This window comes from Sinorhizobium arboris LMG 14919 (assembly GCF_000427465.1).
Lineage (GTDB): Bacteria > Pseudomonadota > Alphaproteobacteria > Rhizobiales > Rhizobiaceae > Sinorhizobium > Sinorhizobium arboris.
Window position 1 is genome coordinate 2,527,146 of record NZ_ATYB01000014.1, and the last position, 18,016, is coordinate 2,545,161.

At 63.0% G+C, this 18,016-nt stretch carries 19 protein-coding genes; 6 read left to right on the plus strand and 13 right to left on the minus strand.

Annotated features, from left to right (window positions below):
- Positions 1–35: 35 nt before the first annotated feature.
- Positions 36–590 carry a gamma-glutamylcyclotransferase gene (locus tag SINAR_RS0123570; protein WP_028001363.1) on the minus strand — a complete coding sequence of 185 codons (555 nt, stop codon included), beginning with the start codon at positions 588–590 and terminating at the stop codon, positions 36–38.
- 247 nt (positions 591–837) lie between these two features.
- Here SINAR_RS0123570 and SINAR_RS0123575 point away from each other — a divergent pair, with 247 nt between their 5' ends.
- Positions 838–1,851, plus strand: a complete 1,014-nt coding sequence (locus SINAR_RS0123575) for a DUF2125 domain-containing protein (RefSeq protein WP_028001364.1) — start codon at positions 838–840, stop codon at positions 1,849–1,851.
- Positions 1,852–1,947: 96 nt separating this feature from the next.
- Here SINAR_RS0123575 and SINAR_RS0123580 read toward each other — a convergent pair whose 3' ends face one another.
- From SINAR_RS0123580 to SINAR_RS0123590, 3 genes are all read right to left on the minus strand, one after another.
- Entirely contained in the window at positions 1,948–2,874 is a 927-nt protein-coding gene (locus SINAR_RS0123580; RefSeq protein WP_028001365.1) for a prephenate/arogenate dehydrogenase family protein, read from the minus strand.
- Positions 2,871–3,977, minus strand: a complete 1,107-nt coding sequence (gene hisC / locus SINAR_RS0123585; RefSeq protein ID WP_028001366.1) for a histidinol-phosphate transaminase — start codon at positions 3,975–3,977, stop codon at positions 2,871–2,873. Before hisC ends, SINAR_RS0123580 begins: the two co-directional genes overlap by 4 nt.
- 124 nt (positions 3,978–4,101) lie before the next feature.
- Positions 4,102–4,866, minus strand: a complete 765-nt coding sequence (locus SINAR_RS0123590; protein WP_028001367.1) for a class I SAM-dependent methyltransferase — start codon at positions 4,864–4,866, stop codon at positions 4,102–4,104.
- A gap of 97 nt (positions 4,867–4,963) precedes the next feature.
- Here SINAR_RS0123590 and gloB point away from each other — a divergent pair, with 97 nt between their 5' ends.
- The gene (gene gloB, locus SINAR_RS0123595) at positions 4,964–5,734 is read left to right on the plus strand and encodes a hydroxyacylglutathione hydrolase (RefSeq protein WP_028001368.1); all 771 of its coding nucleotides are present in this window, start codon (positions 4,964–4,966) and stop codon (positions 5,732–5,734) included.
- Positions 5,735–6,169 carry a cupin domain-containing protein gene (locus tag SINAR_RS0123600; RefSeq protein WP_028001369.1) on the plus strand — a complete coding sequence of 145 codons (435 nt, stop codon included), beginning with the start codon at positions 5,735–5,737 and terminating at the stop codon, positions 6,167–6,169.
- A gap of 3 nt (positions 6,170–6,172) precedes the next feature.
- Here the strand turns inward: SINAR_RS0123600 and yddG are convergent, their stop codons facing one another.
- Both yddG and SINAR_RS0123610 read right to left on the minus strand, forming a co-directional pair.
- Positions 6,173–7,060, minus strand: coding sequence for an aromatic amino acid exporter YddG (yddG, locus tag SINAR_RS0123605; protein ID WP_028001370.1), 888 nt, complete (start codon positions 7,058–7,060; stop codon positions 6,173–6,175).
- Positions 7,061–7,270: 210 nt separating this feature from the next.
- Complete coding sequence (locus SINAR_RS0123610) at positions 7,271–8,062, minus strand: DUF3108 domain-containing protein (RefSeq protein WP_028001371.1); 792 nt, start codon at positions 8,060–8,062, stop codon at positions 7,271–7,273.
- Between the two features lie 418 nt (positions 8,063–8,480).
- On the opposite strand from SINAR_RS0123610, the gene rpmB reads away from it, so the two are divergent.
- Positions 8,481–8,771: a 50S ribosomal protein L28 gene (rpmB, locus tag SINAR_RS0123615; RefSeq protein WP_003527451.1), complete on the plus strand. Its 291-nt coding sequence runs from the start codon at positions 8,481–8,483 to the stop codon at positions 8,769–8,771.
- 136 nt (positions 8,772–8,907) lie between these two features.
- On the plus strand, positions 8,908–9,546 hold the full coding sequence (locus tag SINAR_RS0123620) for a VUT family protein (RefSeq protein ID WP_028001372.1): 639 nt from the start codon (positions 8,908–8,910) through the stop codon (positions 9,544–9,546).
- A 47-nt stretch (positions 9,547–9,593) separates the two neighbouring features.
- Here SINAR_RS0123620 and SINAR_RS0123625 read toward each other — a convergent pair whose 3' ends face one another.
- The 4 genes from SINAR_RS0123625 to SINAR_RS0123640 all read right to left on the minus strand — a co-directional run bounded on the left by SINAR_RS0123625 (position 9,594) and on the right by SINAR_RS0123640 (position 14,460).
- Complete coding sequence (locus SINAR_RS0123625) at positions 9,594–10,586, minus strand: esterase-like activity of phytase family protein (RefSeq protein ID WP_028001373.1); 993 nt, start codon at positions 10,584–10,586, stop codon at positions 9,594–9,596.
- A 38-nt stretch (positions 10,587–10,624) separates the two neighbouring features.
- A complete protein-coding gene (gene cobT / locus SINAR_RS0123630; protein ID WP_028001374.1) occupies positions 10,625–12,520 on the minus strand; it encodes a cobaltochelatase subunit CobT in 1,896 nt (631 codons plus the stop codon).
- Positions 12,521–12,753: 233 nt separating this feature from the next.
- A complete protein-coding gene (gene cobS, locus SINAR_RS0123635; protein WP_003527456.1) occupies positions 12,754–13,749 on the minus strand; it encodes a cobaltochelatase subunit CobS in 996 nt (331 codons plus the stop codon).
- 75 nt (positions 13,750–13,824) lie between these two features.
- A complete protein-coding gene (locus SINAR_RS0123640) occupies positions 13,825–14,460 on the minus strand; it encodes a J domain-containing protein (protein WP_028001375.1) in 636 nt (211 codons plus the stop codon).
- Between the two features lie 137 nt (positions 14,461–14,597).
- On the opposite strand from SINAR_RS0123640, the gene SINAR_RS0123645 reads away from it, so the two are divergent.
- Positions 14,598–14,879 (plus strand): BolA family protein, encoded by a 282-nt coding sequence (locus SINAR_RS0123645; protein ID WP_028001376.1) that lies wholly within the window; start codon positions 14,598–14,600, stop codon positions 14,877–14,879.
- Positions 14,880–14,907: 28 nt separating this feature from the next.
- On the opposite strand, the gene SINAR_RS0123650 is transcribed toward SINAR_RS0123645, so the two are convergent.
- The 3 genes from SINAR_RS0123650 to SINAR_RS0123660 are packed head-to-tail and all read right to left on the minus strand — an operon-like array spanning position 14,908 to position 17,925.
- Positions 14,908–16,212 carry an HlyC/CorC family transporter gene (locus SINAR_RS0123650; protein WP_028001377.1) on the minus strand — a complete coding sequence of 435 codons (1,305 nt, stop codon included), beginning with the start codon at positions 16,210–16,212 and terminating at the stop codon, positions 14,908–14,910.
- On the minus strand, positions 16,209–17,342 hold the full coding sequence (aroB, locus tag SINAR_RS0123655; RefSeq protein WP_028001378.1) for a 3-dehydroquinate synthase: 1,134 nt from the start codon (positions 17,340–17,342) through the stop codon (positions 16,209–16,211). The genes SINAR_RS0123650 and aroB overlap by 4 nt, the downstream gene beginning before the upstream one ends.
- A 4-nt stretch (positions 17,343–17,346) precedes the next feature.
- The gene (locus tag SINAR_RS0123660) at positions 17,347–17,925 is read right to left on the minus strand and encodes a shikimate kinase (RefSeq protein ID WP_028001379.1); all 579 of its coding nucleotides are present in this window, start codon (positions 17,923–17,925) and stop codon (positions 17,347–17,349) included.
- Between the last annotated feature and the right edge of the window lie 91 nt (positions 17,926–18,016).

Consider the following 18,016-nt stretch of genomic DNA (forward strand, 5'->3'; position numbering starts at 1 on the left):
ATGCGGACGGGGATTCGTGGCTTGCAGGCCCCGGTTCAGGCTCGGACGGACGCAGCTTCGCCGGCCGTCAACCTCGCTACCACCTCCTCCAGCCAATGGTCGCGTATACCCATTTCGCGAAGATGCTCGAGCGTGTTGAGGACGTATTCTCTGTTCGGTCCCGACTTGCCAGTGGCGACGGCGACAACCGCAGCCGCCTCCTCCGCACTTAGCGCGCCGGCATACTGCACATGGCAGCGGTCGACCACATAGGTCACCGCGAGGACGCGGCGTCCGTTGGAGAGTTGCACAGGCATGATTCGTTCCCTGTAGACGTGCGTGACCAGCTCGCGTTCGCGCAGATAGTCGATCACCTCCGCCTTTTGCGCAGGCGCCACTCGGAATGCCGTCCCGAGGCATGAGCCGCCATAGTCGAGCCCCAGAACCAGGCCGGGGCGCGTTTCAGTCCCGCGGTGGACCCAGGAGCGCACACAGAGAGAGCGGCGGTAGCCGAATGCGCGCGCCGTCAGCTTCTCCTCAAAGCGAAAGCCCGGATTCCACATCAACGACCCGTAGCCAAAGACCCAAAATTCGTCCATATCCACTGCCATTCAAACATGCCGCCGGCCAATCACCGAATCAGTGACCGGCGCCGCTGCGGCGTACCGAGATTTTTACTGCATAATTGCCGAGATCATATCGATCGAAGGACAAGATTGTGCAGCAGTTTCTCTTGCAATCGAACCTCCCGTGCCGGTAGGCGCGTGTCGCGCGATTGCGGATGAAGATTAGTTCGCCGCATGGAAATCGGCCACCCGAAAGGCCACCCCCGGCGGCAAGTGTGGAGTACCCGAAATCATGACTGTGACCGCCGTCGCCAAGCCATCGCCTACCGGCAGGAAATTCTTGTGGCTGGCAGCAGGTATCGTCTTCGTGAGCGGCCTTTACTCCGCCGGTTGGTTTCTTGCCGCGGACCAGATCCAGAAGCGGCTGACCGCTTATCTGACGGACAGGCAGGCGATGGGCTTCAGCGGCGAATGCACCGACATGGAGGTGCGCGGCTTTCCCTTCCGGCTCGGTCTCTTCTGCGACAAGGTGCGCCTCGACGACACGCGACGCGGCGCGTCCGCATCCTTCGGCGCTCTGCGATCGGCGGCACAGGTTTATCAGCCCGGCCGTGCGGTTCTCGAACTGGACGGCCCCGCCGAAATCCGCGTTTCCCCCGGCGTCACCATTTCGGCCGACTGGACGCTGCTCCACGCAAGTGTCGCGGCCGCCCTTTCCGGCATCGACCGCACGTCGGTGGCCTACGACAACCTGACCGGCACCGCGCGCTTCCCTCTGACGGGTAGCGGCCTCGGTTTCGGCGCCAGCCACGGCGAAGTCCATCTGCGCCAGAACGGCGGCAACTTCGACGCGGCACTCAGCGTTGAAAAGCTCGACCTGCGTCCCGATCAGGGACCCAGTCTGGCCGCACCGGCCGATATCACAATGGATCTGACTGTCGCGGACAAGGCCGAGTGGCTTCAGGCCGGCGATTTGCCGCCGCATATGCTGCGCGGCACCAGAGGCGAACTGAGGCAACTGACGCTCGATGCGGGCTCGGGAATGACTGCAGAACTCACCGGGCCTTTCTCGGTGAACGATCAGGGGCTGATTTCGGGAGAGTTTTCCCTCAAGCTCGCGAATATCGATGCCTGGCGGGAGAACTTCGTGAAGATTGCTCCCGACGAAACCGATCTGATCGACAACGTCGCCAACATGTTGAAGGCGCTTTCGGGCGGCAAGAACGAAGCGACGGTCAAACTGAACGTCCGCGACGGCACCGCCTTCCTCGCCTTCGTCCCGATCGGTATGCTGCCGGCGCTTTGAGCGCCGCTCGTCTTCGAAGAGATCCGCGAAGAGTGTGTGCGGTTTTCCGCTCGCATGCCGCGGCTGAAACCGACCTGAAAATAATCGCGATCCAGCCTATTTCTGATCCATGACGTGCCGGCCGAAATCGGGCATCGCGGTGTCCTGGCCGGCCTGAATGATCGAACGGCGTATTGCCCGCGTGCGGGTGAAGAGATCGAACAGCTTGTCGCCGTCGCCCCAACGGATCGCGCGCTGCAGGGAGGCGAGATCCTCGGAGAAGCGGGCGAGCATTTCCAGGATCGCGTCCTTGTTGTGAAGGCAGACGTCGCGCCACATGGTCGGATCCGAAGCCGCAAGGCGGGTGAAGTCGCGGAACCCCGATGCCGAGTATTTGATCACTTCGGACTCGGTCACCGTTTCCAGGTCGTCGGCCGTACCGACGATGTTGTAGGCGATGATGTGCGGGAGATGCGACACGATCGCCAGCACCTTGTCGTGATGCTCGGGGTCCATCTCGTCGACCATCGAGCCAAGCGTTTCCCAGAAGAGCCTGAGCCTGGCGACGGCCTCTTCGTCCGCGCCGGCCGGTGGCGTCAGAATGCACCAGCGACCGCGGAAGAGACCCGCAAAGCCGGCATCCGGACCAGAATGCTCAGTGCCGGCGATCGGGTGGCCGGGCACGAAATGGACGCTTTTGGGCAGGTGCGGCGCCATCTGGGCGATGACCGACCCTTTGGTCGAACCGACATCGGTGACGATCGCGCCCGGTTTCAGATGGGCCGAGATCTCGGCGGCAACCGCGCCGGAGGCCCCGACAGGCACGGACACGATAACGAGGTCCGCGTCCTTGACCGCCTCGGCCGCCGAAAGCGTGTAGCGGTCGCCGAGGCCCAGCTCGGCGGCGCGCTTCAGCGTCGCTTCGCTGCGCGTCGTAACCACGATCGTACCGGCAAGCTGCCTCTCGCGAATATCCCGCGCGATCGATGATCCGATCAGACCGATGCCGATAAGGGCGATGGTTTCGAACTGCTGAGCCATCATTTCCGTCCCATGAATGCAGTCAGCGCCGCGACGACGCCGTCGTTCGCCTCTTCCGACCCGATCGTCATCCTCAGCGCATTGGGAAAACCGTAGGAGCCGACGGCGCGCAGGATGAAGCCGCGGCTCGTCAAGTACGAATCCGCTTCGCTTGCCGAAAGGCCCGCTTCCTCCGGGAAGTGGATCAGCACGAAGTTGGTGACCGACGGGGTGACGCGCAGGCCGATATCCGTCAGCGCCCGACTGACCTTTGCCAGCCAGGTGTGGTTGTGGTCGGCCGCCGCGGCAAGGAAGGCCTGATCGCGGATCGCCGCAGCGCCGGCGGCGATGGCGGGTGCATTGAGGTTGAAGGGACCGCGCACGCGGTCCAATGCCTCAACCACGTCGCGCGGCGCATACATCCAGCCGATGCGCAAACCCGCAAGACCGTAGATCTTCGAAAAGGTTCGCGTCATCACCACGTTGCGGTTGGAAGAAACGAGCTCCAGCCCCGCCTCGTAGTCGTTGCGCCGGACATATTCCGCATAGGCCGCGTCGAGCACCAGCAGGACGCCGGCAGGCAGGCCCGCATGCAGACGCCGGACCTCTTCGACGGGAATATAGGTGCCGGTCGGATTTGCCGGATTGGCGATGAAGACGATCTTCGTCCGCTCGGTCACGGCCGCGAGTATCGCATCGACATCGACGCGCTCGTCCCTCTCCCTGACGGTGACGGGCGTCCCGCCTGATGCAGTGATCTGGATCCTGTAGACGAGAAATCCGTGCTCGGTGACGATCCCCTCGTCGCCGGGGCCGAGATAAGCATGGCAGAGAAGACCGAGCAGTTCGTCCGACCCGTTGCCGCAAAGAATGTTGGCTGGGTTCAGCCCGTGAACCGCCGCGATCGCTGCCTTGAGCGCATACGCCTGACCGTCCGGGTAGCGTTCGAGATTGAAAGCCGCCTTCTGGAAAGCCTCTATCGCGCTCGGACTGGCGCCGAGCGGCGTTTCGTTCGACGACAGCTTGTGAACCTTGGCGACGCCGGGCGCATGCTCCTTACCCGGCACATAGGCGGCGATGTCCAGGATGCCGGAACGCGGCTCAGGGCTTTTCAGGGCAAGATTCATCGGACCAGCTTTCACGGGAAGAATGCGGTCCAGCCAATACCGGGGACGGTGATATTTGTCGAGTGCGACGTGACGGCGGCCGGTGCGGGAGGAAGCAACGGGGCGACGGGCAGCGGACGGCGACCTACGGCGCTTTCGTTGCCCGGCTGCGCGTACTGGGCACGCCGCGCGGCGCCAGCACCGGGACGAAGACGCGGCGCGAGGCGCGTGCGGCCACCGGCAGCCCTTGGTAAAGCCGCTTCTGCGCCTCGACGATGATCACTCCGGAAAAGACCGGCCAGAGCGATCGGCCGACCCGTTCGAGACCGTGGCGCAGCCGAAGGGCAAGCTTGCGCTTCGAGGGCGGAAAGAACAGCGCCTCCGATGTGGCGCCGGGCGTGAAGTTGGTCTCGCGCAAGAGCGCCGTCAACTGCCCGCGCGAATAAGGCCGCCCCGAGCCGAACGGCGTATGCTCCATCTGTGCCCAGACCCCGCGACGGTTCGGCACCACGATGATCAGGCGCCCGCCGGGCGCCAGCACGCGCCAGATCTCCTTCATCGTCTCGCGCGGGCTTTCGGCGAATTCCAGGGAATGCACCATCAAGACGCGATCGATCGAGGCATCCGGCAGCGGCAATTCCTCATCGAAGACCAGGGCCGTCGACGACAGATCCGCAACCGGCCAGTTCACCGCGCCCTGACCGGCCGGCATGAAGGCGAAGGTCCGCTCCGTATCGGCCCGGAAGCGCTCGAGATAGGGCACCGCATAGCCGAGCCCCAGAAGCCTTTCGTCAGGCAGGCGTGCCCAGATCAAAGCAAGCGCCGCGCTGACCGACTGTTCCGCCATTCGGCCGAGCTCGGAGTGATAGAATTGGCGGAGATCGACGATATCGGTGTGCATGGGCAACATGTTAGACTCCAAGCGGTAGACTTCAAGGCGAGCCTCGCTACATTCGGACCGAGCGGGATCGCCGCTTTCCGATAACCGACTGATCGAAGGACCGGACATGGCCGCGCTCGAACTCGACCTCTTCCTCTGCCGCACCGACAATTACGGTGTACTCCTCCACGACCGGCTGAGCGGCGCCACGGCATCGCTCGACGCGCCGGAGGAGCAGCCGATCCTCGACGCGCTCGAACGGCGCGGCTGGCGGTTGACGCACATTCTCACCACGCATCACCACGGCGATCATGTGGCGGCGAATGTCGGCCTTAAGGAGCGCTTCGGCGTCACCGTCATCGGCCCGAAGAACGAGGCGTCGAAAATCCCCGGCATAGACACGACCGTGGGACATGGCGACCGCTTCGACTTTGCCGGTCACCCGGTCGACGTCATCGAGACGCCGGGGCACACGGCCGGCCACGTCTGCTACCATTTGCCTGAGGACAAGCTGCTTTTCGCCGCCGATACGCTCTTTGCTCTCGGATGCGGCCGTCTCTTCGAGGGTACCGCGGAAACGATGTGGCAGTCGCTGAGCCGGCTGATGGCGCTTCCCGACGACACGGCCATTTATTTCGGCCATGAATACACCCTTGCAAACGCCCATTTCGCCGTCACCGTCGATCCGGAAAATACGGCGCTGAAGGAGCGTGCGGCCGAGATCGAGGAGACCCGCTCGGATGGCGGCTTCACCGCGCCGACGACCATCGGGCTCGAAAAGCGGACGAACCCGTTCCTGCGCGCCGGCGATCCGAAGATTCGCGCGCTGCTCGGCATGGAAAAGGCGAGCGATGCCGCCGTCTTCGCGGAAATACGAAAGCGCAAGGACAATTTCTAAATGACCTCTCGGGAAATGACGGCGGCGGCTATCATTGAAACGCTGGGTCTCGCCCGGCATCCGGAAGGCGGCTGGTACGTAGAGACGTTCCGCGATGCCAATGGTGGCGCGCGTGGCCACTCGACGGCCATCTACTACCTTCTCGAACGGGGCGACCGGTCGCATTGGCACCGGGTCCACGATGCCGCCGAAGTCTGGCACTACTACGCCGGCGCGCCGCTCGAACTCAGCATCGCCGAGCCGGGCAGGCCCGCTTCGCAGACCCGGCTCGGTCCCGACCTGCTCGGCGGAGAAAGGCCGCAACAGGTCGTTCCCGCCGGCTGGTGGCAATCCGCCACTTCGCTGGGGGAGTGGACGCTTGTCGGTTGCACCGTCGCACCCGGCTTCGACTTCGCCGCCTTCGAAATGGCGCCCCCCGATTGGCGGCCGGAGTGAGTATTACTCCGCCGGTAGCGTGGCCCTGCCCTTGCGGAAGATCATGTCCTTTGCCGCAAGCACGGCGCCGCCCGTCACCAGCAGGCATGCGGCCACGATCCGCCAGGACGGCTCGGCAAAGCCGAACAGAATGAGGATCAGGGTCGAAAGCACCGGCGCCGCATAGCTCGCAACGCCCAGGAATTGGATGTCGCCGTTCTTCACGCCGCAGTCCCAGGCATAGAAGGCTGCACCGACCGGCAGCAGGCCAAGCCCCGCCACGGCGAGCCACTCGAAGGGGGTTTCAGGCCAGACCGTCGTTTCGAGTGCGAGATGGCAAAGGAATGACAGAGCTGACGTCACAAGGCAGAAACCGGTGACGACATCCGTGGATACCGCATCGAAGCGGCGCGTGATCAGCGAATAGCCGGACCAGGTGAAGGCGCAGAGAAAAGCTGCCCCGTAGCCGAGTGCGTAGGCGTCGTCGAAGGCGACCCCGTTACGTGCAACGATCAGGATCGTTCCGGCGAGACCGGCAAGGGCGCCTGCAACATGGTACCAGCGAAGCTTCTCGCCCGGCAACAGCGCCGAGCCGACGACGATCAGGAGCGGCCAGAGATAAGCGATGAGCCCGGCCTCCACGGCCGGCGCATTGCGCAGCGCCGTGAAATAAAGAAAATGGTAGCCGAAAAGACCGGCAATGCCGGTGACCCAGACCTTCGCCGGCTGTTTCAGAAGTGCGAGACGCTCAGGCTTCGACGCCAGGACGACGATACCCGGCAGACTTCCAATGAGAAAGCAGACGGCCGAAAGTTGGAACGGCGGCATCCTGCCGGAGGCGGCAGTAAAGAGCGCCAGCAGCGACCACATGAGGATCGCCGTGAAACCGATGAACGTTGCCTTCAAACTCATTCCTGCCTCCGTGCGGCCCGAACGCATCGAAGCCGCGATCAGTCGTGCCGGCGTAGATCACCGAAGCAGCTTCGGCGAGCGCCGTCGGCGACCACGCAACTCCACTGATCTATAGCGCTTGCACGATTTCCGAAAGAGGGTGAATGGCGGTCCGCAAAGCCGCGCCCCGCTCAAATACATCAGGGGACAACAAGCTGGACCCGGCGGATTTCAGTCGCCGAATCGCGTCGCGGAGACCGTGACCGGTCCGATCTTCGTGGGGATGCGGGCATAGACCGGAGCATACACGTCCACGCCGTTCGCTTTCGCGTACCAGATCTCCATCGTCCCCAGGCGGCGCAGATATTCGACGTCCTCGCGGCCCTTGCGGTACCCCGCTTTCGGTACGAAGCGAATGCCGCAGACGATCACCTCGCCCTCGAACCCCCTGGTCTTGAAATTTCGCGTCCCCTTGGGCGACAGCCTTATATCCAGCCGTGATTCCCCGTCGAATATCGGCAGAGTGTTGGGGCAGACCCGGGCTCTGGCAGGAATGATCAGGCCCGAGAGCGGATCCAGCACGTTTCGCATGTCCCGGCTCGTCACCGGCACCCAGTTCTTCGGCAGGGGGGTCCGCTTCGGAACCATGCTTGCCCGCACGACGTTGCCGTTGCGGAAGGTCACATTGATGGCCCGGCCCTTGCGCCCGCTGCGGTAGGACATCGAATATTCGCTGGCCCGGAGGTGGTCGTGATCGATCACCCCGGAGACCCGCGTCTCCCCGGTGGTGCGGCTGATGATATCCACGAGCCCCGCCGAATTCAGCGTTCCCGAGATCGTATAGCGATTCTTTTCGACCTCCGTATGGAATGACGCGCGCGCCAAAGGCAGGCCGGCCAGGGCGATGCTGTAATCCGTCTGATGCGATACTTCCGCAGCGAGCGGGGCTGTGGAAAACATCATGGCGGCCACGAGTGCCGGCGCGCGAAAACCAATGCACAACTTCATGCCCGAAAGCCCTATTCTCTCCCGCACGGACCCTTGAAACCGGAATGCCTCAACAATGGCTCCATGCGGCGGTTCACAGTATTGCAGCAACTGGACGACTCCGACGACGGCCGGCGCATTTATGTCGCAATCCCCTGAAATGCAGGCGATTTGCGGCATTTCTGCGCCCGCTGGAAATCCAGGGCGGTCCTCATGCTGAAGATAACGCATCGGCCACTCGCTTGGAATGCGTCTTGCACGCCGGAACGGCGGCACCACTTGACGGAAACAGGCCAAAGTGCTCCGTTCTCCCGGTAATGCAAAGGTTTGACTTGACTGGCGGGCCACCTGTGACTATAGAACCGCGACTTTCCAATAATGGCCAACAGGAACGCGGCCTGGGCTCTGGGCCCGCTACCGCATTGTCCGGCGGCGATAAGAGAATAGGTGTACCATGTCCCGTAGTTGCGAATTGACCGGCAAGGGCGTCCAGTCGGGCAACAATGTCAGCCATGCCAACAACAAGACCAAGCGCAAGTTCCTTCCGAACCTGTGCAACGTCACGCTGATTTCCGATGCTCTCGGCCAGCGCTTCCGCCTGCGCGTCTCCGCCGCGGCTCTCCGCTCGGTCGAACATCGCGGTGGCCTCGACGCTTTCCTGCTGAAGGCCGACGAAAACGAACTCAGCATGCGCGCCCGCCTGCTGCGTCGTCAGATCGTCAAGAAGGCTGCCGAAGCCGCCTGATAGCGCCGGCACTTCTGCCCAGATCTTGAAGAGGCTTGCGGGTTCGCCCGGCAAGCCTTTTTCTCGTGCCGTCATATCGCCGTGCAGGCCCCTGTCTGCGCATCCGTCAACTGGTGGCATAACCCAGGATAAAAAAATGCTGATCAACCGTAGGTTCTATCTCTATGTGGCGCTGATGACCCTGGTGGTCGTGGCGTCGAACTTCCTCGTCCAATATCCGCTGCCCGGTTCGATCGCCGGGATGCAACTGGGCGATCTCCTGACCTGGGGCGCCTTCAGCTATCCCTTCGCCTTCCTGGTCACCGACCTGACCAATCGTCAGTTCGGGCCGCGCATCGCGCGCCGCGTCGTTGCCGCCGGTTTCGCGGTTGCCATCGTGCTCTCCGTTCTCGCCGCGACGCCGCGCATCGCCATCGCATCCGGTTCAGCCTTCCTGCTCGGGCAGCTCCTGGATATCTCCATCTTCAACCGACTCAGGCGCCAGACCTGGTGGCAGGCGCCGCTGGCCGGCTCGCTCCTCGGTTCGGGCCTCGACACGGCGATGTTCTTCTCTTTCGCCTTCGCCCCGTTCTTCGTGTTCTTGGGGCCGAATGACGGCTTTGCGCTGGAAACCGCACCCGTCCTCGGCCTGCTCAGCGTCGATGCGCCTCGCTGGATTTCCTGGGCGCTTGGCGACCTCGCGGTCAAGATTCTCTGCGGCATCGTCCTGCTGCTGCCCTATGGCGCACTGATGAGCGTCACCAAACCCATGCCGGCGGTAAAGGCCACGACCTGAAGAACTTCGACTGAGAAAGCATCGTGACGGGGCCATTCGGCCCCGTTTCATTTGGCAAGCCGGAATTCGAGCATCAGGTTGCGCTCGAGAATCGAGTGATTGTCGTCCGAAACCATGATCACCCGGATATCGCCGTCGGGCCGAGCGATGACGTCGAGCGCCTCCATATTGTCGATCTGATAGCTCATATCGGCTTCGAGAATCAGGTCGCCGTCGACCACGGCGCCAGGTCGGATGTCCGCAGCGGCGATGCGGCGAATGCGCATGCCGAGCCCGGAGGCGAAACTGAATCGCCGCTCGAGGAGAAGAAGGTCTCCGTCGGGCAGGAAAGCGCCGTCAGTGACAGCATAGGGATCTGTGCGCACGACCGTGAAGACGCCTCTCATCGGCCCCTCCAGTATCCCTGCAAAGAGATTGTCCGCCTTGTCGACGCTGCGTTCGGAGACGACCACGGCGGCGCCGCGAAGCGGGCCGTCCTTCGGTGCGATCGCAATCGTCTCGATGCCGCCATTGCTGCGCAACTCTTCGATCGGGAACGGCAACAGCATCTGGCCCAGAGGCCGCGCCTCGGTGAACCCCGGATAGGGATAGACATCGACGCGCGGCGACTGCTCGAAGCTGACTATCGCCTGGCCTTCGCGCAAAGCCAGCCCCTCCGAATCGGCCCGCCACTTTTCGAGCTGTGCTTTCCCGTCCGCGTCGGTCATCGGTGTGACCGTCAGATCGGTCAGTCCCTCGAGCGCGCCCGCGTCGTTGCGGATGACGGCGCCCTCGACCCAGTGGCCCGTATCCATGACGGCGACGAAGGACTGGCCGTCAGGCAGGAACCGGATCGCAGAGAGCGCACCGAACAGCGGATTGGTCGACGTCATTTCGATGCCGCCGATGAACTCGAGCGCGCCGAAAACCTTCTCGTCGGAGCCGACCTTGAACTGGGATATCTGCCGGCTCTTGACCGGCACGATCTCGCGTGCCGGCTCCGCATGCGCGACCGCGGCCGATATCAGCAGGAAAAGCACGGCAAGGTTTCGGCAAAACATCTGAGGAATGACCTTACGGCTGGCCGTGGCCCGCCCGGTTAACCGGCGCGCCGCGCCCCGCCCGGGCGGCGGCGCACACTCTCGTCTTCGAAGAGCGCCGCAAGCTGCTCCGTCATCGCCCCCGCCAGTTCGTCCGCATCGACGATCGTCACGGCGCGGCGATAATAGCGCGTGACGTCATGCCCGATGCCGATCGCAAGCAGTTCGACCGGCGAGCGCATCTCGATCTGCTCGATAACGGCGCGCAGGTGCCGCTCGAGGTAATTTCCGGGGTTCACCGACAGAGTGGAATCGTCCACCGGCGCACCGTCCGAGATCATCATCAGGATGCGCCGCTGCTCAGAGCGCGCCAGGAGCCGGTCATGCGCCCACATCAGCGCCTCGCCGTCGATGTTCTCCTTGAGCAGTCCCTCGCGCATCATCAGACCGAGATTGCGGCGCGCCCGACGCCACGGCGCATCGGCGGACTTGTAGACGATATGCCGCAGATCGTTGAGACGCCCCGGCGACTGGGGCTTGCCGCCGGCGAGCCATTTCTCGCGCGACTGCCCGCCCTTCCAAGCCTTTGTCGTGAAGCCCAGGATTTCGACCTTCACGCCGCAGCGCTCGAGTGTGCGCGCAAGAATGTCGGCGCATGTGGCCGCAACGGTGATCGGACGGCCGCGCATAGAACCGGAATTGTCGATCAGGAGCGTGACGACCGTGTCGCGGAAATTCGTGTCCTTCTCCCGCTTGAAGGAGAGCGGCTGCATCGGATCGATGATGATGCGCTGCAGGCGGGCGGTATCGAGATAACCTTCTTCGAGATCGAACTCCCAGGACCGGTTCTGCTGTGCCATCAAGCGGCGCTGCAGACGGTTGGCAAGGCGCCCGACGGCCCCCTGGAGATGTGCGAGCTGCTTGTCGAGAAAGGCGCGCAGCCGGTCGAGCTCCGCTTCGTCGCAAAGCTCCTCGGAAGCGACGGTTTCGTCGAACTCCCGGGTATAGACCAGGTAGTCGACCTTTTCGTTGAAGTCGGCGAAGGGATGGTTCGGTCGCTTCACTTCGCCCGGTGTTTCGCTATCCTCGTCGCCCTCGTCCTGGAGATCGTCGTCGGAAATTTCCGCGCCGTCCATTTCGCCTTCTTCCATCTGCTCCTCGGCAGACTGGTTTTCGTCGGCGGGTGCGGCGTCGGAGCCCTCCTCCTCGTCGCTGGCGTTTTCGTCCTGCTCCTGGCTGCGCGGCTGATCCTCGTCGGTCTGGCTCTCCTGCTCGTCCGGCTCGTTATCCTCCTCGCCGTATTTCTCGGCGACGTCCATCGAAGACAGCATGTCGCGCACGACACGGGCGAAAGCCTGCTGGTCGTTGATCGTACCGGCCAGATTGCGCATGTCGGGCCCGGCCTTCTGCTCGATGAAATCCCGCCAGAGGTCGAGAACCTGACCGGCCGATTCCGGCGGCTTCTCCCCCGTCAGCTTCTCGCGCACGAGCAGGGCCACGGCCTCTTCGAGCGGCGCGTCCGATTGAGCGTCGATGGCAGCGAAATTCGCCTTGGCGTATTTTTCCTCGAGCATGGAGGAGAGATTGTCCGCCACGCCCGGCATTCTGAGCGCGCCGATCGCCTCGACGCGCGCCTGCTCGACGGCATCGAAGATCGCCCGGGCGTCCGCTCCTTGCGGCGACATCGTCGCATGGACCCGGGCATCGTGGCAGGCTTTGCGCAACGCCATGGAATCGCCGAGACCGCGGGCTACTGCCAGCTCCTGACGGGTCGGGCGCTTGGAGAGTTCCGGCAGCCGAATTCGCTCGGCCGTCATTCCGGGCCGCTCATTCGCGAAAGCGACCTCCAGCTCCGCATCGCCGGCGATCGACCGGATGCAGCCGGAAAGCGCCCGCTTGAACGGTTCGGCGGCGCTTTCCCTCGTAGTCGGTTTCGCCTTGGAATTCGAACTCACGACAATTCCTTCTTTAACCGGATCGGCCGTTATCCGCGCACATCGATTTCAACTGCAGCGCCGCGCGTCTTGACGAGACGCGCAGAAACCGCCGTAGCACTTTGATCCGCTGCATGTTTCTGTCCTTTCACCGGATACGATCAAAGGAAACATGCAATAGGATTGAAGCAGGATGGGAACCTCCCGCTTCAAAATCGCAGGCCGGCTTCTCGTCGAGGTCGGCGCTGCGGGGTTCAGGCGGTCGCTTCCAGCACGATGTTGGCAGCGCTTTCCTTGAGCTCGACGCCGAAAGCACGCTGATAGTGCTCGGCCACCAGCGCCCGCTCCAGCTCGTCGCACTTGTTGAGGAACGTCACGCGGAACGCGAAAGCGATGTCGCCGAAGATATAGGCGTTCTCGGCCCAGGTGATCACCGTTCGCGGGCTCATGACGGTCGAAAGGTCGCCATTGATAAAGGCGGCACGCGTCAGGTCGGCGACGCGCACCATCTTCGAGACCGTCTCGCGGCCCTTGTCGGCGACGAAGCCCTTGACCTTGGCGGAAACGATATCGACTTCCTTGTCATGCGGCAGGTAGTTGAGCGCCGTCACAATGGACCAGCGGTCCATCTGGGCCTGGTTGATCTGCTGCGTACCGTGATAGAGGCCGGTCGTATCGCCGAGGCCGACGGTGTTTGCGGTTGCAAACAGCCGGAAGGCCGGATGCGGGCGGATGACGCGGCTCTGGTCGAGCAGGGTCAGGCGGCCGGAGGATTCGAGCACGCGCTGGATCACGAACATGACGTCGGGACGGCCGGCATCGTATTCGTCGAAGACGAGCGCGACGTTGTGCTGGTAGGCCCAGGGCAGGATGCCGTCCTTGAATTCGGTCACCTGAAGCCCGTCCTTGACAACGATCGCATCCTTGCCGACGAGATCGATACGGCTGACATGACTGTCGAGATTGACGCGCACGCAGGGCCAGTTGAGACGCGCCGCGACCTGCTCGATATGGGTCGACTTGCCGGTGCCGTGATAGCCCGAGACCATCACGCGGCGGTTATGGGCGAAGCCGGCGAGAATGGCGAGCGTCGTCTCACGATCGAAGAGATAGTCCGGATCGATTTCGGGCACATAGGCATCGCCCTTCGAATAGGCCGGAACGCGCAGATCCGTGTCGATGCCGAAAGCCTCCCGGACAGAGACCGTCGTGTCGGGGAGGTTGGAAATGTCGAGGTCAATCTTGCTCATCATAACTCCAGAGCGGCCGCCGGACGGCACCCGCGCATTCGCCTGCAAATAGTGCTTCTGTCATAATCCGCGTTGTTAGCAGAAACCAGCCTGTTTTAACAATTGGTAGGCTTGAATAACCGCCCGAAAGCGGTCTTCCGACCCCCTGTCTCCGCCATTTGCATCGGGATGGTGCTTCTTCACGAGCTCCTTGTAGGCCGCCTTGATGTCGGCGGACGTCGCCGAGCCCGCAAGCCCCAGCGTCTCGAAAGCCTTGGCCTCGAGCGTCTTCAGCTTGCGCAGGCGCGGTTCGTGCCGTGCCTGGCGGGCGCGTGACTCGTTAAAAAAACCGAAGGGATCGCGCATGCGCGCCTGTGCACCAGCGGTGCCGGAGCGCATCTGCGACTGCGTCGGACCGTTGCGGGCGTTCTTGTTGACGCCCACCGTCCAGGTCGGACGGTGGCCGGTTACCGCTTCCTTCTGATAGCGTGCGATCTCCGTGTCGGAGAGGCCGGAGAAATAATTGTAGCCCTTGTTGTATTCCTTCACATGCTCGAAACAGAACATGAAATACTCGCCCTCGGCATTGCGCCCGACGGGTGCGCGATGGACTGCAGTCTTGTCGCAGCCGTCCCACTGGCATACCGGCGCGGACGGTTCCACGCGCGCTTGACCCCGGGGGCGCGTTCGAATGCGGTCGAAATATTTTGAATCGAGCTTCATGACGCACATTATGGGGTCTGCAGAGGACCACAACAAGAATTGACAAAGCTGAATGTTGCTGGCTTTGTGCGGGCATTTTGCATCGCACGGGAGAGGCCGCCGCCCGCTCCATCCCCTGCAGCAAAACAGCAAATGGGACTGAAAATATGTCGCTGCAGCGCCGTATCGAAGAGAAGCTCCTGGAAGCCTTTCATCCCGAGCGACTGATGGTGATCAATGAGAGTCATCAGCATGCCGGTCACCAGCCGGGATTCGACGGCGGCGGCGAAACGCATATGCGCATCCGCATCGTTTCGAGCGCCTTTACCGGTATGAGCCGTGTGGCGCGTCACCGCGCGATCAACGACCTCTTGAAGCCGGAGCTCGATGCCGGTCTCCACGCGTTGGCGGTGGAGCCGGCTGCGCCGGGGGAAGCGACGCGCTGGTGAGGTTGCGGGACGGGCAGAGGGAATGCTTCTAGCCCGCCTGCCCCTCGTCCTCCGCCGCGCGGATGCGCAGCTTGGTGATCCGGTTTTTAACCCGCTTCATCACGGTGAAACGCTTGCCATAGAACGTGAAGGCCTGCCGTTCCTCCGGAATGCTCTTCGACTCATGGATCACGAGGCCGGCAACTGTCGTCGCCTCCTCGTCCGGCAAGGACCAGTCGAGCGCCCGGTTGAGGTCGCGGATCGGTACGGAACCGTCGACGACGATAGAACCGTCGGCCTCCTGGCGCACGCCCTGGATATCGATGTCGTGCTCATCGGCGATATCGCCGACGATCTCTTCGAGAATATCCTCCAGCGTGACGAGACCCTGCACCTGCCCGTATTCGTCGACGACGATCGCAAGATGCAGCTTGCGGCGCAGGAAGGCATTGAGCTGATCCTTGAGATTGGTCGAGTCCGGAACGAACCAGGGCTTCTGTGCGATCTTGACGATATCGAGCGTCTCGGGCTCGACATTCGGCTCGGCAAGCGCCCTGAGCAGATCCTTGGAATGGACGACGCCGATGATGTTGTCGGCCGAGCCGCGCCACAGCGGCAGGCGCGTGAACGGGCTTTCGAGAATCTCGCGCACGCAGACCTCCGGCGGATCGTCCGCATTGATCGCCCGCATGGCGGTACGGTGGATCATGACATCGGAAACTTCGAGTTCGCCGAGATCGAGCACGCCGCCGAGCCGGTCGCGGTCCGCCTTGATGACCGATCCTTCCCGGTGGAGCAGGTTGACCGCACCGCGCAGTTCCTCATGCGCCGAGAGCATCGGCAAATCGGAGGAAAGATTGACACCGAAGAGGTGCAGGATGCGCCGCACGATTGCGTTGACGAGGGAGGATACCGGACCGACCACGACAACGAAAGGGCGGACCACGGGTGCGACCGCCAGCGCAAACCGGTCCGGCGACGCGATGGCCCAGCTCTTCGGCAGGACCTCTGAGAAGATGACGAGCAGCACCGTCATGGCGAAGGTGGCGATCGCCACGCCGGAATCGCCGAAGATGCCGATCAGGAGGCTCGTCGTCAGCGACGAGGCGAGAATGTTGACGAGGTTGTTGCCGATCAGCAGCGTCCCGATCAGACGGTCGCGCCGCTCGATAAGGCGGTTGACGATGCCGGCCCGCGCCTCCCCGTTGCTCTCGAGCGTATGCATACGCGAGCGCGAGGCGGCGGTCAGCGCCGTCTCCGAGCCCGAGAAGAAAGCAGAAATAACGAGAAGGCAGATAACGGAAAGCAGCGACAGCCAGTATTCCGCCAGAAAGCTCAGGAGCACATCGGTCATCGCGGGTGCTTTTCCTTGAGAAAGCTCAACACCTCCGAGGAGGGAACGTCGTCCGCCACGAAGGATTGGCCGACGCCCCTCGTAAGAATGAAGGTGAGCTTGCCTCCCTTCACCTTCTTGTCCTGGGCGATCGCCTCCATCAGCCGATCGGCCGGCGGCAATGTACCCGGAATATCGGCCATGCGCGTCGGCAGGCCGACGGTCTTCAAATGGGCCTCCACGCGCCGAGCGTCGTCAGGGCTCGCAAGATTCATCCGGGCCGAAAACTCATGCGCCAGAACCATGCCGATCGCAACGCCCTCCCCGTGCACAAGGCGCCTGCTGTCGTAATCGGTGGCCGCCTCCAGCGCATGACCGAAGGTATGGCCGAGATTGAGGAGCGCACGAAGGCCGTTTTCGCGCTCGTCCGCGGCCACGACGTCAGCCTTTGCCTGGCAGCTGACGGCGATCGCCTCGATCCGTGCGGGTCCGCCGGCAAACACCGCCTGCCAGTTTTTCTCGAGCCATTCGAAGAACTCCGGCCTGTCGATCAGGCCATATTTTGCGACCTCGGCATAACCTGCGCGGAATTCGCGCGGGCTCAGCGTGTCGAGCGCGGCAGTATCGGCGAGAACGAGATCCGGCTGGTGGAAGACGCCGATCAGGTTCTTGCCGTGCGGCGAATTGATCCCGGTCTTGCCGCCAACGGAAGAATCGACCTGCGCCAGCAGCGATGTCGGGATCTGGATGAAACGCGAGCCGCGGCGGACGATGCCTGCGGCAAAGCCGGTGAGATCGCCGATGACGCCGCCGCCGAGCGCGATCACCGCGTCGTTACGCTCGATTCTGGCGCCGAGGATCGCATCGCAAACCGGAATGAGCTGATCGAAGCTCTTGGTCTTCTCGCCGGCCGGAAGGATCAGAGAGACGGCTTCGATGCCGCTTTCCTTCAGGCTGGCCATCAGCGGTTCGAGATAGCACGGAGCGACGTTCTCGTCGGTGATCACAGCCATCTTCCGCCCCTTCAGCCGGGAGCCGATCTCCCTGCCCGCCGCAGCGATCAGACCAGGACCTATGAGAATATCGTAGGAACGCTCTGCGAGATCGACGCGGACCTTGCGCTCGGCGGTTGGCATCACATGGCTGGTCATGGCTTCAGGCTTTCTTATGATCAGCGATGGCGGCGAGAACCTCCTCGACCATCGCTTCCTTTTTTACATCGCGCGACAGGACGGTCAGGTCCGCCTCGGCATAGATCGGATAGCGCGCACGCATCAGGTTCTCGAGCGTCTGCTTCGGATTCTCGGTTTTCAGCAGCGGCCGGGTGTCGCGCTTGTTCACGCGCTCCCATAGCACATCGAGCTCGGCATTGAGCCAGACGGTCACGCCGCCTTTCTTGATATGCCGCCGCGAGCGCTCGTTGATATAGGCGCCGCCGCCGGTCGACACCACCCGCGGACCGGATCTGAGCAGGCGCTTCAGCACGCGGGCCTCCAGGGCCCGGAACTCTTCCTCGCCATAGGTCGCGAAGAGATCGCCGATCGTCATGCGCGAGACCCGCTCGATCTCGTGGTCGGAATCGACGAAAGGAACGCCGAGCGCTTGGGCCGTCAGCCGACCGATTGCCGATTTACCCGCCCCCATCAGGCCGATGAAAACGAGATTGCGCTTACCGAGAGTGCGCTTCGCCCTTTCGGCCAGCGTCGCGGAAACCGTTTCGGTCACATCGTTCATTGCGCTTCAAATTCCCCGTTCCCCTCCGGTATCGACAAATCGGGGGGGAGCGTCAAGCCGCCGCTTGGTGTCGCGCCGGCTTCTTGAACTT